Below are 15,174 nucleotides of genomic sequence, written 5' to 3'. Positions count from 1 at the left end.
GGGGTCGAGGATGCGCGCGGGCGAGCCCGGGTGCGCGCCGAGCCAGAGCTCGGCCTCGGGGGCGCCGGAGGGCGCGGCGAGGACCTCGGGCGTCTCGGTCGCCGGTCGCTTGGTCTGCACCGCGAAGAGGACGAGGAGCAGCCAGCCTCCCTCGATCAGGATCCGGCTCTCGAACAGCGACTGCGCCAGGAGGGCGACCACGATCAGCAGCGGAGCGAGGCTGACGGCCGTGTAGGGGAGGGTCGAGGTCGCGTCGCGCCGCGGGCGGTCGACCGCGCGGAACCAGGAGCGCCACAGCGTCGAGACAGCGAGCGCCGCGAAGAGGACGAGGCCGACCGCTCCGAGCTGGAGGGCGACGTCGAGCCAGGCGTCGTGGGCCTGCAGGTAGAGCACGCCCTTGCGCTCGGCGAGGGTGTCGAACGGGGCGGCCCAGGGAGCCCAGTAGCTGACCCAGCCCCAGCCGAGGACCGGGCGCTGCAGCGTGAGCGCGATCACCGAGTCCCAGATGTCGAGGCGGCCCGTGGCGTCCTCGCTCTTGCCGAGCAGGCCGAGGAGGGCGCCCCAGCCCGCGGCGCCTCCGGCGACGGCGGCCACCGCCAGCCCCGCGGCGGTCAGGTAGACGGGACGGCGGCGGGACTCGCCCCTCCGGCGAGCCCAGAGCGCGAACGCGGCCGCGAGGACGACGGCGACGAGGCAGAGCAGGACGGTGGCCGAGCGGGTGAGCAGGAGGGTCGCGACGAACAGGGCGACCCAGACCGCTCCCCAGCGGCGCCGGACCGAGTGGGCCGCCAGCTCGATCGCGATCACGATCAGGCCGAGCAGGGCGAGGAAACCGAGGAGGTTGCGGTTGCCGACGATCCCCTGGACGGGCTCGCCGGTGAAGAGGGCTGCCTGCGACCAGTAGAAGGCGTCGGGCGTCGGTCCGTCGGCGGGAGGCTCGACGCCGAACGGCAGGACGGGCTGCCGCACGACGACCGCGATCACGAGCTCGAAGAGGAGCGAGAGGCCGACGGAGAGGCGCAGGGCCCGTCCGAGAGCCGTGAGCAGTTCCCGGCTGCTCAGCGTGACGGCGAGGACGACGCCGCCGAGCGTCGTCGCGAGCTGCGCCGTGACTCCGATCGCGCTCGCTCCCGGATAGGCGGACCACAGCAGCGAGAGCACCGCGAGCCCGAGGAAGAGGACCAGCGACTTCGGCGTGCGGGCCCAGCGCGGGCGGGGGCGGGCGCGGACGAGCACGGCGATCGAGGCGCCCAGGAGCAGCGCGACGACGACGCCCCAGCCCCACCATCCGGCGAGGTTCCGCAGCGACTGGCCGGCCAGCAGCACGGCCAGCACCGCCACCGCGAGCGCTCGGGGAGCGGCGGGGGCGGCGCGTCGGATCATGGCGACCAGTCTAGGGAGCGGGGGCGGCGCGGCGGCGTGCCGGGCGCGCCGCCGCTCGCTCCCCGGCCGGGGCGTCCCCTCGGGGAAGACGGCTCGGACGGGAGGCTCAGACGAACGCGGCGGTGCCGGTGATCGAGCGGCCGACGATCAGCGTGTTCATCTCGCGGGTGCCCTCGTAGGAGTAGAGGGCCTCCGCGTCGGCGAAGAAGCGGGCGACGCCGTAGTCGAGGACGATGCCGTTGCCGCCCATCACCTCGCGGCACCAGGCGACGGTCTCGCGCATCCGGGCCGTCGCGTAGGCCTTCGCGAGGGCGGAGTGCTCGTCGCGCTGCTCGCCGGCGTCGAGCATCTCGGACACGCGGGTCGCCAGGGCGATGCTGGCCGTGATGTTGCCGATGCTCTTGACCAGGAGGTCCTGCACCAGCTGGTGCCCGACGAGCGGCTTGCCGAACTGCACGCGCTCCTTCGCGTAGCGCAGCGCCGCGTCGTAGGCGCCGATCGCGACGCCGATGGCCTGCCAGGCGACCTCGGCGCGGGTGAGCCGGAGCACCTTCGCGGTGTCGCGGAACGAGTTCGCGCCCTGCAGGCGCAGCGACTCCGGGACGCGGACGCCCTCGAGCACGATGTCGGCGTTCTGCACCGTGCGCAGGCTCTGCTTGCGCGCGATGGCGGTGGCGCGGTAGCCCGGCGTCGAGGTGGGGACGAGGAAGCCCTTCACCTGGCCGTCCTCCGCGTCCTTCGCCCAGATCACGGTCACGTCGCTGAAGGTCGCGTTGCCGATCCAGCGCTTCTCGCCGTCGAGGATCCAGTCGTCGCCGTCCCGGCGGGCGGTGGTGCGCAGGCCCTGGGCGGAGTCGGAGCCGGAGTGCGGCTCGGTGAGGCCGAAGGCGCCGACGACCTCGCCCGAGGCGAGCTTCGGCAGCCACTCGGCGCGCTGCTCCTCGGAGCCGGCGACGCCGACCGTGCCCATCACCAGGCCGTTCTGCACGCCGACGTAGGTCGCGATGCCCGCGTCCACCCGGCCCAGCTCGAGCGCCACCCAGCCGCGGAACACGGCGGAGTTCTCGATCGCGCGGGTCTCGGGCCAGGAGAGGCCGATGACGCCGGTGGCGTGGATCCCGGGGATCAGCTGCCGCGGGAACTCCGCGCGCTCCCAGTACTCGTCGGCGATCGGCCGCACCTGCTCCTCGAGGAACGCGCGGACGCCGACCAGCAGCTCCTTCTCGGCGGGCGTGAGCGCCGCCTCGAACCCGTAGAAGTCGGCCCCCAGGGTCTCGAAGGTCGTGCTGTCCATGCTCTGTGCTCCCTCGCTCGTCGGATGCGGCACGGCGACCGCTCCGACGGCGACAGTGCTGCGACTCCCAGCGTACGAAGCGCGCCTGCGAGTGCCGCGTCCGCTGGCGGAGAGCACCAACAGGCGGGCCCTCCTCCCGGGCCCGCGTTGTGGATCCTGCTAGCGTCGCAGCGGAGCGGCCCCGGCGCGTCCGGCTGAGCGGCTCGGACCCACCCCTCGGACGGAAGGCCAGCGCTCCCGTGTTCATCCCGATCGGCAACACCCCCCGCGACTACGCCTGGGGCTCGCTCACCGGCATCTCGGAGGCCCTCGGCACCGCGCCCTCCGGCGCCCCCGAGGCCGAGCTCTGGCTCGGCGCGCACCCGGGCTCGCCCGCGCGCATCCTCGACCCCGCCTCGGTCGGCGCCGGCACGCTCGCCGAGTGGATCGCCGATCACCCCGAGGCGGCGCTCGCCGGAGTGGAGGGGTCGGTCGATCCGGTCTCGGGCGCTCCCCGTCTGCCGTTCCTGCTCAAGATCCTTGCGGCGGGCGGGCCGCTGTCGCTCCAGGCCCACCCCTCGTCCGAGCGGGCCCGGCGCCGGTTCGTCGAGGAGGAGGAGGCCGGCATCCCCCGCGACGCCGCCGATCGCAACTACAAGGACCCGTTCCACAAGCCCGAGCTGATCTACGCGCTCAGCGAGACCTTCGACGCGCTCTGCGGCTTCCGTGAGCCGGCGGACGCCCGGGCGCTGCTCGCCGAGCTGGCCGGGCGCGCCCCGGCGGAGGAGGCGGCCGCGATCGCGCGGTTCGCCCGGACGCTCGAGGGCGAGCCCTCGGAGGTCCTCCGCGGCGCCGTGTCGTGGCTGCTCGCCGACGGCGACCGCGCCGAGGTCGCCGCGCTGGTGTCCGCGGTCGTCGCGGCGTCCACGGGCGACGACCGCCTCGAGACGACCACGGTCCGCGACCTGGCCGAGAGCTACCCGGGCGACCCCGGCATCGTGCTCTCGCTCCTGCTCAACCGCGTCCGCCTCGCCCGCGGCGAGGTGCTCTACCTGCCCGCCGGCAACATCCACGCCTACCTCGCGGGCACGGGCGTGGAGCTGATGGCCGCCTCCGACAACGTGCTGCGCGGGGGCCTCACGCCCAAGCACATCGACGTGCCCGAGCTGGTGAGCGTGCTCGAGTTCTCGCCGCTGCCCGTGCCCTACCTCCCGGCCGAGCAGGCCGGACCGGGCGTGCGCGTCTACCGTCCGGACGTCCCCGACTTCGTGCTCGCTGTCGTGGAGCCGGAGTCGGAGGAGCCGGCCCGCGTCGCCCTGCACGGGCCCGCCATCGCGATCGCGACCGAGGGCTCGTTCTCGCTCGAGGGCGCCGAGGGCTCGGTCCGCGTCGAGCGCGGCGGCAGCGTGTTCGCGACGCCGTCGGAGGGCGCCCTCGCCGTCACCGGACGGGGCACGCTCTTCGTCGCGACGGTCTGACCCCTCCAGCGATCCCGGTGCCGGGCGCTCAGGCGGCGAACGTGCGGCGGTAGGCCGCCGGCGTGGTCCGCAGGACGCGCGTGAAGTGGTGGCGCATCACCGCGGCCGTGCCGAAGCCCACCCGCGCGGCGACCGCCTCGAGGGTCAGCTCCGTCTCCTCCAGCAGCACCTGCGCCCGGAGGAGGCGCTGGCGGGTGAGCCAGGCGAGCGGAGTCGTGCCGAGGTCGGCCCGGAAGCGGCGCGCGAAGGTGCGGGGGGCCATCAGGGCGCGACGGGCCAGCGCCTCGATCGAGAGGTCCTCGTCGAGGTGCTCCAGCATCCACTCGGTGACCTCGGCCAGCGAGTCCGCGCGCGCCTCGGGAACGGGGGTCCGCAGGTACTGCGCCTGCCCGCCGTGGCGCTGCGGGGGCACGACCATCCGCCGGGCGACGACGCTCGCCGCCGTCGCGCCCAGCTCCTCGCGCACCACGTGCAGCGCCGCGTCGATGCCGGCCGCGGTGCCCGCGCTCGTCACGATGCGCCCCTCCTGCACGTAGAGGACCTCGGGGTCCACCGTGACGGAGGGGAAGCGCCGGGCGAGCTCCGCGGCGTGCATCCAGTGGGTGGTCGCGCGCCGGCCGTCGAGCAGGCCCGCCTGCGCCAGGGTGAAGGCCCCGCTGCAGACGCTGAGGATCCACGCGCCGCGCTCGTGAGCCTCGCGGAGGAGGTCGAGGACCCGCTCGTCGGCGGGCCCGCGGCCGTGGGCGGGGACGGCGATCAGGTCCGCGTCCCGGGCCGCGTCGAGACCATCTGCGATCAGCAGGTCGAATCCGAGGCTCGTCCGGACGCGGCCCGGATCGGGAGTGGCGATCCGGAAGTCGAGGGCGGGCCCTCCGTCGGCGCCGCGGTCGATCCCGAACACCTCGCAGACGACCCCGAACTCGAACGGCGCGAGGCCGGGCAGGGCGAGGAGGGCGACGGAGCGGAGCACGGTGGCAGGATATCGCGTCCCGTCGTCATCCGGCCTATCCACGCCGTCGATCCCCGCCGCTAGGGTGTCTTCCGGCGCGCGGAGTCGCGGGCCCGCACCGAGGAGGATCCACATGGCATGGCTGGTCACCGGGGGAGCCGGGTACATCGGGGCGCACGTGGTGCGCGCGTTCTCGGAGCAGGGCATCGACCCCGTCGTCCTCGACGACCTCTCCTCGGGGCACGCGTCGTTCGTGCCCGAGGGCGTCCCGTTCCACCAGGGCTCGATCCTCGATGAGGCCCTGCTCGACCGCGTGCTCGCCGAGCACGACATCGAGGGCGTCGTCCACGTCGCCGGGTTCAAGTACGCCGGAGTCTCGGTGCAGCGCCCTCTGCACACCTACGAGCAGAACGTCACCGGCACCATGCGCGTGCTGGCGGCGATGGAGCGCGCCGGGGTCTCCTCGATCGTCTTCTCCTCGAGCGCTGCCGTCTACGGCGCGGTCGACGTCGAGATCGTCACCGAGGACACCCCCAAGAGCCCGGAGTCGCCCTACGGCGAGTCGAAGCTGATCGGCGAGTGGCTGCTCGCGGACGCGGGGCGGGCGCACGGCGTCAGGCACGCCTCCCTGCGCTACTTCAACGTCGTCGGGTCCGGCTACCCGGACGTCTACGACACCAGCCCCCACAATCTCTTCCCCCTCGTCTTCGAGGCGCTGCTGGACGGCCGCACGCCCCGGATCAACGGCGACGACTACCCGACACCGGACGGCACCTGCGTCCGCGACTACATCCACGTCGCGGACCTGGCGCTCGCGCACGTCGCCGCGGCGCGCCGCCTGGCCGCCGGCGAGCCGATCGACCCGGTCTACAACCTGGGCAGCGGATCCGGGGCCTCCGTCGGGGAGATAATGCGCGCGATCGCCGACAGCACCGGCATCGCCTTCACGCCCGAGGTCGCCCCGCGGCGGCCGGGCGATCCGCCCCGCATCGTCGCCTCCGGTGAGACGGCGGCCCGCGACCTGGGCTGGGAGATGCGGCACACCGTCGCCGAGATGGTGGAGAGCGCCTGGCGCGCACGGAGCGCCGCGACCGCCTGACCAGATCTCACGTTCGCGACACGCCGGTGTGTCGTGAACCCTCCACGGCGGGTTGAGGGTTTATGGTCCGCGACTTGACCTGAGCGAATGACACCGCTGTAATTACCTAGGCAGCGGCTCCGGGAGGAGCGGCCGCCGATCATCGGTTCGCAGGCGGGGTAGGAGACGGCATGACGCTTCCGGAACAGCACTCCGGAGTCCCCGAGGACTGGTTCGTCGATCCGGTCCGTCTGGGCGTGCCCGGGGTCCGACCCGAGATCGACACCGCGACCGAGGCGCCGGGGGGCGCGCTCTCCTGGCAGGTCGACTCGCTGTGCGCGCAGACCGATCCCGAGGCCTTCTTCCCCGAGAAGGGCGGCTCGACCCGCGACGCCAAGAAGATCTGCACCTCGTGCGAGGTCCGGGCGCAGTGCCTCGAGTACGCGCTCGAGAACGACGAGCGCTTCGGCATCTGGGGCGGCCTCTCCGAGCGCGAGCGCCGGAAGCTGCGCCGCCGAGCCTAGTCCCCTCCTCGCCGCGACCCGACCGACGGGGCGGCGAGCCGCAGGCGGGCGGCGCGGCGGCATCGCTTAGGGTGGTCCGCGATGTATCCACGAGTCACCGCCGTCCTCGTCGCGCGCAACGGCGCGGCCTATCTGGAACGAACCCTCGCGGCCCTGCGGGCGCAGACCCGTCAGCCCGACGCGACGGTGTTCGTCGACGGAGGCTCGAAGGACACGACCGACGAGCTCCTCGCGTCCTGGGGTCCGACGCAGCTCGTGCAGGTCGCCGAGCACCTCCCCTTCGGCCAGGCCGTGGCCCGCGCTGTCCGCGTGATGCAGCCGCCGGCCGGAGAGGACGAGTGGCTGTGGCTGCTCGCGCAGGACTCCGCCCCCGAGCCCGGCGCCCTCGCGGCGCTGCTGGGAGCCGTCGAGGTCGCCCCCTCCGTCGCGGTCGCCGGCCCCAAGATCATGGACTGGACGCGCTCCGGCTACATCCGCAGCTACGGCGAGTCGATCACCAAGCACGGCACGACCGTCCACCTCGTCGAGGACGAGCTCGACCAGGGCCAGCACGACTCCACGCCCGACGTCCTGGCCGTCGCCGCCGGCGGCATGCTCGTGCGCCACTCCCTCTGGGAGGAGCTCGGCGGCTTCGACCCCGGCCTGCCGGTCGTCGACGACGCGCTCGACTTCTCGATCCGCACCCGGCTCGCCGGGCACAGGGTCAGCCGCGTGCCGGACGCCCGCGTCACCACCGCCCGCATCGGGCTGCAGCGCCCCGACGGCCGCCGCATCGACAGCGGGGAGCGGCGCCGCGCGCGCCAGCACCGCACCGCGCAGCTGCACCGCCGGCTCGCCTACGCGCCCGTCGCGCTCCTCCTCCTGCACTGGCTCTCGCTCGTCCCGCTGGCGATCGGCCGCGCGGTCGTGCGCCTGCTGCGCAAGCAGCCCGGGCTGGTCGGAGGGGAGCTGCTGGCGGCCCTCGTCGTCGCCTTCGGGGGGACGAAGGTGCTGCGGGCCCGCACCGTTCTCCGCTCGTCGAAGAACGTGGGCTGGAAGGCGATCGCACCGCTGCGCATCCCGCTGGACGTGGTGCGGCAGCTGCGCTCGGTGCGACACGACGCGGTGCGCGTGCAGGCCGGGCGGGATCGCCATCCGCTGCACTTCTTCCAGGGCGGGGGAGTGTGGGTCGTCCTCGTCGCCGCGCTCGCCGGCCTGGTGGTCTACACGCCGCTCCTCGCTGCTCCCGCGCTCAGCGGCGGTGGTCTGCTGACGCTCTCGCCGACTGTCGGCGAGCTGTGGCGCAACGCGGCCTACGGCTGGCGCGACCTCGGCTCGGGGTTCATCGGCGCTGCGGACCCGTTCGCCTCCGTCCTCGCCGTGCTCGGCTCGCTGACCTTCTGGTCGCCCAGCTACTCGATGGTGCTGCTCTACCTCGTCGCGCTCCCCGCTGCCGCCCTCGGCGCCTGGCTGATGATCGCCCGGCTCACCCCGCGCGCGACCGCCCGCGCCGCCGGAGCCCTCGTCTACATCCTCGCTCCCGCCTTCTTCGCCGCGCAGGCCGACGGGCGCCCCGCCCCGCTGCTGGTGCACGTGCTGCTGCCCTGGCTCTTCTTCGCCGGGTTCGGCGCGTACCGCTCCTGGTCCGCCTCCGCGAGCGCCTCGATCCTGGCCGCGGCCGTCGTGGCGTGCGCGCCGGTGCTGGCCGTGCCGCTCCTGGTGATCTGGCTCGTCGTCGTCGCCACCTCGGGGCGGCGGATCGGCCGCTTCCTCGGCCTGCCGATCCCCGCGGCCGTCCTGCTCTTCCCGCTGGTGGTCGCCCGCGCACCGCGGGGCGACTGGCTCGGCGTCCTCGCGGATCCGGGCGTCCCGCTGCCCTCCGCGCAGTCGGACCTCGTCGCGCTGCTCGCCGGCTTCCCGGCCGGTCTGCCCGACGGATGGCTCGCGTTCCTCGGCGGTCTGGGGATCGGCGCCTCCGCCGCCCCGCTGGTCACGGCCGTGCTCGTCGTGCCGCTGATCGTCGCGGCGCTGGCCGCCCTCCTCCTCCCGAACAACCTCTCGGCCCTCGGCGGCGTCGGCGTCGCGGCGGCGGGTCTCATGACCGCCTCGCTCGCCCAGGGTGTGCAGGTGGCGACCACCGGCTCCGAGGCGGTCTCCGTCTGGAGCGGCACCGGTCTCAGCCTCTACTGGCTCGGCCTGGTGATCGGCGCGTCGCTCTCGCTCGCCGCCGTGCGCTCGGTGCGCGTGGTGCCGGCGCTCGTCGTCACGGCCGCCGCAGCAGTACTGGTCGGTCCGCTCGCGGTGGCCTTCCCGACCGGCGCCGGCACGTCCGTGTCGACCACGTCGGACCGCTCGCTCCCCGCCTACGTGGCGGCCGAGGCCCGGAACGACCCGCGGGTGGGCACGATCGTGCTCGTCCCGCAGGCGGACGGCGGCGTCCTCGCCCGGCTGGAGCGCGGAGCGGGCGCGACCCTCGACCAGCAGTCGACCCTCGCGAACACCGGCGCCGAGAGCACGGACGCGATCGACGAGCTGGCGGGCAACCTCGTCTCGCGGACGGGCTACGACGTCCCCTCCGCGCTCGAGAGCCTCGGCGTGCGCTTCGTCGTGCTGACCGAGCCGGCCGGCACCCAGGTCGGCGACGCGGCCGCCGCCGTGCGCGCGCGGGCGGCCGTCTCCCTCGACGGCAACGCGGCGTTCTCGGCCGTCGGCGACACCCGCTACGGACTCCTCTGGACGGCCGTCGACACGGAGGGGACCCGCACCGAGGCCGCTCCGTCCGGCGTGGTCGGACCCTTCGGGATCGCCTACACGATCGCCCTCCTCCTCGTCTTCGTCGTCGCCCTCCTGCTGGCGGTTCCCACCGGGCTCTCGCTCGAGCGGGGCCGCTCCAGCGGCGCGGTCGCCGGGATCGACGACGAGCCGGGCGAGGCCACCGGCCAGTTCGACGACGGGAACGACGATGTCTGACCCCGCCGACCAGGAGAAGCAGATGCCCGAGTCCTCCGCCCGCCGCTCCCGCGCGGAGCGCCGCGCCGATCGCTCCGCGGCATCGACGCCCGATCGCGGACCCTCGGCCGCCCGTCGGCGCCGGACGGCCCTGCGCGGTGCGGTGGGCGCGGCCGGAGTCGTGATCGCCGCGGCCGCCGTGGTCGTGCCCCAGCTCCTCCCGTCCCCCCTGGTCTCGAGCGCCGCGGAGGGCGTCGTCGTGACGCCCGTCGCGGCCGACAGCTCGCTGGTCTGCGGCGGCGATCTGATCGACGCCGGAGAGCCGGAGCAGCTGCGCGCCCTCGACGGCGCGGCGACCGCGGTCCGGCCCGAGGGCTCCACCTCGGACCCCACGGTCCTCGACGAGGACGATGTCGCCGCACCGGGCACCGGCATCACCGGTCTGAGCGTGCCCGCGGGCTCCGACCCCGCTCCCGGTGGAGCCACCGTCCAGGCCATCGGCACGGACACCCTCTCCGGACTGTCCGCCCGCGCCTGCGCCGAGCCCTCGGCCGACAGCTGGCTCGTGGCCGGCTCGACCGACGTCGGGCGCACCTCCGTGCTGATCCTGGCGAACCCGAGCGAGGTCGCCTCCACCGTCGACCTCACGCTCTTCTCCGAGACCGGCACCGTCCAGGCCACCGGCGCCACGGGCATCGTCGTTCCGCCCGGAGCGGTCCGCGCCCTCCCGCTCGCGGGGCTCGCCCCCGGGGTCGTCCAGCCCGTCGTGCACGTGACCGCACGGGGCGGCGAGGTCGCCGCGAGCATGCAGAGCAGCGCCATCTCCGGCCTCATCCCGGAGGGTGTCGAGACCACCGGCCCCTCCGCCGGCCCGGACACGCTCGCCGTGATCGCCGGCTTCACCGTCACGTCGCCTCCGGCCGAGACCGCGAGCGACGACGGCAGCGGCGGCGCGGGCAGCCCCGTGCTGCGCATCCTCACCCCCGGCGACGCCGACAGCACGGTCTCGGTCGAGGTCACCAACGAGGACCCGAGCGGGTCGGGCGCCTCCACCCAGGTCGTCGTCCCCGCCGGCCTCGTCGGCGAGGTCCCGCTCACGGGCCTGGCGGACGGCTCCTACCGCATCGTCCTGCGGGCCGATCAGCCGATCGTCGCGGCGGGGCGGACGACCTCGACCGGCTCGGCCGGCACGGACTTCGCCTGGTTCGCCTCCGGCACCGCGACCACGACGCCCTTCGGCGTCGCCGGCACGGGCGAGGGCGACGCGCGGCTGCACCTGGTCAACGGCAGCGACTCGACCGCCTCGGTCGAGATCGAGGCCCCGGGCGGCACCCGCACCCTCGAGCTCGGCCCGTTCGCGGCTCTCGCGACCCCGCTGGACGGCGACGGCGCGGTCGTCAGCAGCACCCAGCCGGTGCAGGCCTCGGTCTCGATCGCGCGCGACGGGCGGATCGCCTCGTACACGATCGTCCCGCCGGGACCGCTCTCCTCGCCGATCACGGTCTACTCGCACTGAGACGCGGGGCGGCGGCGCCTCGGCGGTGCCGGCGCCTCAGAGCTGCCGGCGCCTCAGGGGTGCCGGTAGCGGTCCGGGGAGATGTCCCACGGGTCGCGGCCGAGCAGCTCCGCGACGGCGCGGAACACGTAGCTCTCGATCAGCATGCGCTGGTGCCACTCGTCGCGGCGGTGCAGCTTCGCCAGGCGCTCGATCGGCACGCGGTAGAGCGTGATGCGGCGCGCGGCGTGGTCGACGCGCCACCGCGCGATGCCCGTGCCCTGCAGCCGGTCGGGGTCGACGTCGGGAGTCGCCGCGACGTCGACGCGGATGCCGGCGAGCTCCTCCGGCCAGGTGCCGCGGAGGTAGTCGAAGGCCGAGCCGATCGTCGCCTCGAAGAAGTCGGAGCGGGTCTGCAGCAGGGGGAGGTGCGGACCGGTGATCGGCCCTCGTGCGCCGCGGCCGTGCCGGTCGCGGGAGCCTCCGCGCGACCCGCTCGTCGGGCGAGCGGCGGAACGACGAGCACGGGGCATGGCTCCAGCCTATTGCTACTGTGGGCGGAGATGACCGGACGGCACTGCTCGCGGACGGGCTGCCCTGCGCAGGCCGTCGTCACGCTGACCTACGACTACCGCGACTCGCTGGTGGCGGTCGGGCCGCTGAGTCCTGCGCCGGATCCGCACGGCTACGACCTCTGCGCCGAGCACGACCGGCGGCTCCTCGTCCCGCGCGGCTGGGAGACCGTCCGCTACGGCGCGGGGCCCGCCTAGGCCGCTACCGCGCGCGTCAGGGCCGCTCGGGGAAGCCGCGCGGCGTGCTCGAGAGCACGGGGGCCAGCCGCTCGAGGCGCTGGTCGGACAGGAGCAGGGCGCGCTCCTCCCGCGCCCGGCGGAGTGCGGCCACGGCGAGGAGGAAGTCCTCCGCGGGCGCGGCGGGCAGCGGGGAGACGTGGACCGCGGTCTCGTCGGCCAGCGCGGCGGCGAGCTGCGAGCGCGACGGCTCCGTCATGCCGTGGCGCTGACGGAGGAACTGCGCCAGTCGGCGCGCCAGGGCGTCGGGGAGGCGCGCGGTGTCCGCCGTGACGGCCCAGCCCCGCAGCGGCTCCGGGATCTCGACGACCAGCGGCTCCGCGCGGGGAACGCGCTCGAGCTGGCTGTGCGTGCCCGCGAGGACGTCGCCGAGACGGCGCGATCGGCGCGAGAGGAGGCCGACGACCGCGGCGAGCCCGCCGAAGGTCATCAGGATCTCGAGGACACCGGTGAGGCCGCGCACGAGGGCGTGCCGGAAGCCGATGGAACCGCCGTCGTCGCGGACGACGCGAGCGCCGACGGTGAGCTTCCCGAGCGAGCGGCCGCGACTGGCCGTCTCGACGGTGACCGGCACGATCACCACGGCGATGACGAGGGCCGCGATCGCCACGGCGGCCGACGCGGCGGGGTCCAGGCCGCCGTCCCCGGAGAGGGAGGAGACCAGCAGGAACAGGCCCAGCGCGAGCAGGAGCTCCGCGATCAGGTCGATGATCGCGCCGACCGCGCGGAGCACGAACGAGGTGACGGGCACCTCGAGCGCGATCGCCTCGCCGGTGACCAGGTCGGCGTCGTCGAACTCGGTGCGCTGCTCCTCCACGGTGCTCCTCCCGGATGCTCGGCCTCGGCGGCGTGCCTGGCTATCCTGTCAGGAGATGGACATCGACGCTCTCTCGGCCGCCCGCACTGCGCAGTGGACCCGCCTCGACGAGCTCTCGCGCAGGCGCCGCCTGACCGGAGCCGAGGCGGACGAGCTGATCGAGCGCTACCAGGCGGCATCCTCGGACCTCGCCACGATCTCCTCCACCGCCGGATCGACGGCCGTCGGCACGCGGCTCGCCGTCTCGCTCTCGCGGGCTCGGGGACGCCTGACCGGCACGCGAGACGAGCCGCTCGCCGCGGTCTCCCGCTTCGTCGTCCTCTCGCTCCCGGCCGCTCTGCACCGGCTGCGCTGGCTGACGCTCGCCGTCGCCCTCGCGACCGCGATGGTGGCGACGCTCTACGCGCTCTGGATCCTCGGCGACCCGCGCCTGCTCGCCGCGCTGGGCGACGACGAGGAGCTGCGGCGCTTCGCCCGAGGCGACTTCATCGACTACTACTCCGAGAACCCCGCCGCCTCGTTCGCCGGGCAGGTCTGGACCAACAACGCCTGGATCGCGGCGCAGTGCGTGGCCTTCGGGATCGTCGGCGTCTACGTGCCGTACATCCTGCTGCAGAACGCGCAGAACCTCGGCACGTCGATCGCGGTGATGTTCCATGTGGGGGAGGGCGACACGTTCTTCCTCTACATCGCGCCGCACGGACAGCTCGAGCTGACGGCCGTGTTCGTCGCCGCGGCCGCGGGCCTGCGGATCTTCTGGGCCTGGATCGCTCCCGGCGCGCGCACCCGCGGCCAGGCGCTCGCCGAGGACGCGCGGAGCCTGTTCACGGTGGCGATCGGCCTGGTCTTCGTGCTGCTCGTCTCGGGCGTGATCGAGGGGTTCGTCACTCCGGCACCCTGGCCCTGGTGGCTCAAGATCGGGATCGGGGCGCTCGCCCTCGGCGCGTTCCTCTTCTACATGATCGTCGTCGGCGGGCGCGCGGTGCGGGCGGGGGAGACGGGCGACCTCGACCGGTTCGAGGCCGGGTCGCGGAGCATCGCGGCCGGCTGAGCCGAGCCGGACGAGCGCGGCCGTCGGAGCGGGGCCGTCGATCAGCGCTCCCGGGACCGACGACGGCCCCTCTCGCAGGTCAGAGCCGTCCGGCCGCCTTGAGCGCGAGGTAGCGGTCCGCGAGCGCCGGCGGGAGCGCGGAGGGGCTCCCGAGCACGACGTCGCCGCCGAGACGGCGGACGGCGGCCGAGAGCCGGTCGACGTCCGCGAGCGAGCGCTCCGCGGCGGCGGCGGAGTAGACCGCGGCCCGGTCGCTCCGGTCCTCCGCCATCCGCTGCAGCTCGGGGTCGAGCGCGCAGGCGACCACGACCGTGTGCACGCGGGTGAGCTGCGGGAGCACCGCGAGGAGCCCCTCCGCCGAGCCGACCGAGTCGAGCGCGGTGAGGAGGACCACCAGCGAGCGCTGGGAGGCCAGGGTGCGCACCTGCGCGGGGACCGCCGCCCAGTCGGTCTCGATGAGCTGGGGCTGCACGGGGGCGAGGGCGTCCACGACGCGGGTCAGCACCTCCGTGCCGGTCGCGCCGTGCACGCGGGCTCGCCGGGTGCGGTCGAACGCGAGCACGTCGACCCGGTCGCCGGCCGAGGCCGCGAGGGCCGCCAGGAGGAGTGACGCCTCGATCGCCGTGTCCAGGCGCGGCTCGTCCTCGATCCGGGCGGCGGACGTGCGGCCCGTGTCGAGCACGACGATCACGCGCCGGTCGCGCTCCGGGCGCCAGGTGCGGACGACCGGCTCCCGGCGCCGCGCGGTCGCCCGCCAGTCGAGCGAGCGGACGTCGTCGCCGCGGACGTACTCGCGCAGGCTGTCGAACTCCGTTCCCTGCCCGCGGATCATCACGCTGGTCCGCCCCTCCAGCTCGCGCAGCCGCGCCAGGCGCGAGGGCAGGTGGCGACGGGAGCGGAAGGCGGGCAGCACCCGGACGACGGCCGGCGCGGCCCGCGTCGCCTGGCGGCCGGCCAGCCCGAGCGGCCCGCGGGAGCGGATGGTGACGTGGAGTGCCCGGCGCTCGCCGCGGCGGAGCGGCTCCAGGACCGTGGTCACCGCGCGGCGCTCGCCCGGCGGCAGACGCAGGGACGACCGGGTCTCGAGGGCGCCGGCCGAGGGCTCCCAGGCGTCGCGGAGGACCCCCGTGATCCTCCTGCGGCCGGTGCTCGTGACCAGGAGGGTCGCCTCGGTCCGCTCGCCGAGCCGCACCCGGTCCGGCACCCGCCGCTCGAGCACGACGGCCCGGGGCGAGCCCGCGACCGCGACGTCGATCCCGACGAGGACCGCCCAGGCCAGGAGCCAGAGGCCGAGCACGGCGAAGGCGACCTCGGGGCGGCCGCCCAGGAGGACGACCGGCACCAGGCCGACGAGGAGGACGAGGACGCTGCGTCCGGTGAGGTGCACGG

Annotated in this window: 13 protein-coding genes; 7 read left to right on the top strand and 6 right to left on the bottom strand. The window is 74.9% G+C overall.

Annotation, left to right across the window (positions count from 1 at the left end):
• Together C5B92_RS01560 and C5B92_RS01555 are read right to left on the bottom strand one after the other, a co-directional pair.
• Positions 1–1,383, bottom strand: a 1,383-nt coding sequence (locus C5B92_RS01560; protein ID WP_146079245.1) for an O-antigen ligase, incomplete at its 3' end; no start/stop codon positions are given.
• Positions 1,384–1,489: 106 nt separating this feature from the next.
• Entirely contained in the window at positions 1,490–2,677 is a 1,188-nt protein-coding gene (locus C5B92_RS01555; protein WP_104255244.1) for an acyl-CoA dehydrogenase family protein, read from the bottom strand.
• Between the two features lie 239 nt (positions 2,678–2,916).
• Here C5B92_RS01555 and manA point away from each other — a divergent pair, with 239 nt between their 5' ends.
• Entirely contained in the window at positions 2,917–4,134 is a 1,218-nt protein-coding gene (gene manA, locus C5B92_RS01550) for a mannose-6-phosphate isomerase, class I (RefSeq protein WP_104255245.1), read from the top strand.
• Between the two features lie 28 nt (positions 4,135–4,162).
• Here the strand turns inward: manA and C5B92_RS01545 are convergent, their stop codons facing one another.
• Positions 4,163–5,104, bottom strand: coding sequence for a GlxA family transcriptional regulator (locus C5B92_RS01545; RefSeq protein ID WP_104348223.1), 942 nt, complete (start codon positions 5,102–5,104; stop codon positions 4,163–4,165).
• Positions 5,105–5,216: 112 nt separating this feature from the next.
• Between C5B92_RS01545 and galE the strand changes: the two genes are divergently transcribed.
• From galE to C5B92_RS01525, 4 genes are all read left to right on the top strand, one after another.
• Positions 5,217–6,182 (top strand): UDP-glucose 4-epimerase GalE, encoded by a 966-nt coding sequence (galE, locus tag C5B92_RS01540; RefSeq protein ID WP_104255247.1) that lies wholly within the window; start codon positions 5,217–5,219, stop codon positions 6,180–6,182.
• Positions 6,183–6,352: 170 nt separating this feature from the next.
• Positions 6,353–6,685, top strand: a complete 333-nt coding sequence (locus tag C5B92_RS01535) for a WhiB family transcriptional regulator (protein WP_104350011.1) — start codon at positions 6,353–6,355, stop codon at positions 6,683–6,685.
• An 81-nt stretch (positions 6,686–6,766) separates the two neighbouring features.
• The gene (locus C5B92_RS01530; RefSeq protein ID WP_104350010.1) at positions 6,767–9,634 is read left to right on the top strand and encodes a glycosyltransferase family 2 protein; all 2,868 of its coding nucleotides are present in this window, start codon (positions 6,767–6,769) and stop codon (positions 9,632–9,634) included.
• Positions 9,627–11,129 carry a DUF5719 family protein gene (locus C5B92_RS01525; protein WP_146079244.1) on the top strand — a complete coding sequence of 501 codons (1,503 nt, stop codon included), beginning with the start codon at positions 9,627–9,629 and terminating at the stop codon, positions 11,127–11,129. The genes C5B92_RS01530 and C5B92_RS01525 overlap by 8 nt, the downstream gene beginning before the upstream one ends.
• Before the next feature lie 53 nt (positions 11,130–11,182).
• Here C5B92_RS01525 and C5B92_RS01520 read toward each other — a convergent pair whose 3' ends face one another.
• On the bottom strand, positions 11,183–11,641 hold the full coding sequence (locus C5B92_RS01520; RefSeq protein ID WP_104224142.1) for a metallopeptidase family protein: 459 nt from the start codon (positions 11,639–11,641) through the stop codon (positions 11,183–11,185).
• A 30-nt stretch (positions 11,642–11,671) separates the two neighbouring features.
• Here C5B92_RS01520 and C5B92_RS01515 point away from each other — a divergent pair, with 30 nt between their 5' ends.
• Entirely contained in the window at positions 11,672–11,878 is a 207-nt protein-coding gene (locus C5B92_RS01515; RefSeq protein ID WP_104350008.1) for a DUF3499 family protein, read from the top strand.
• Between the two features lie 16 nt (positions 11,879–11,894).
• Here the strand turns inward: C5B92_RS01515 and C5B92_RS01510 are convergent, their stop codons facing one another.
• On the bottom strand, positions 11,895–12,734 hold the full coding sequence (locus tag C5B92_RS01510; protein ID WP_104224140.1) for an RDD family protein: 840 nt from the start codon (positions 12,732–12,734) through the stop codon (positions 11,895–11,897).
• 55 nt (positions 12,735–12,789) lie between these two features.
• Here C5B92_RS01510 and C5B92_RS01505 point away from each other — a divergent pair, with 55 nt between their 5' ends.
• Entirely contained in the window at positions 12,790–13,785 is a 996-nt protein-coding gene (locus C5B92_RS01505) for a stage II sporulation protein M (protein WP_104350007.1), read from the top strand.
• 79 nt (positions 13,786–13,864) lie between these two features.
• Here C5B92_RS01505 and C5B92_RS01500 read toward each other — a convergent pair whose 3' ends face one another.
• Positions 13,865–15,172 carry a DUF58 domain-containing protein gene (locus C5B92_RS01500; RefSeq protein ID WP_104255250.1) on the bottom strand — a complete coding sequence of 436 codons (1,308 nt, stop codon included), beginning with the start codon at positions 15,170–15,172 and terminating at the stop codon, positions 13,865–13,867.
• Positions 15,173–15,174: the final 2 nt, after the last annotated feature.

Origin of the sequence: Rathayibacter sp. AY1A4 (assembly GCF_002930955.1) — a bacterium.
Lineage (GTDB): Bacteria > Actinomycetota > Actinomycetes > Actinomycetales > Microbacteriaceae > Rathayibacter.
The sequence above is the reverse complement of the archived record's forward strand: the minus strand, read 5'-3'. Positions and strand labels throughout refer to the sequence as shown.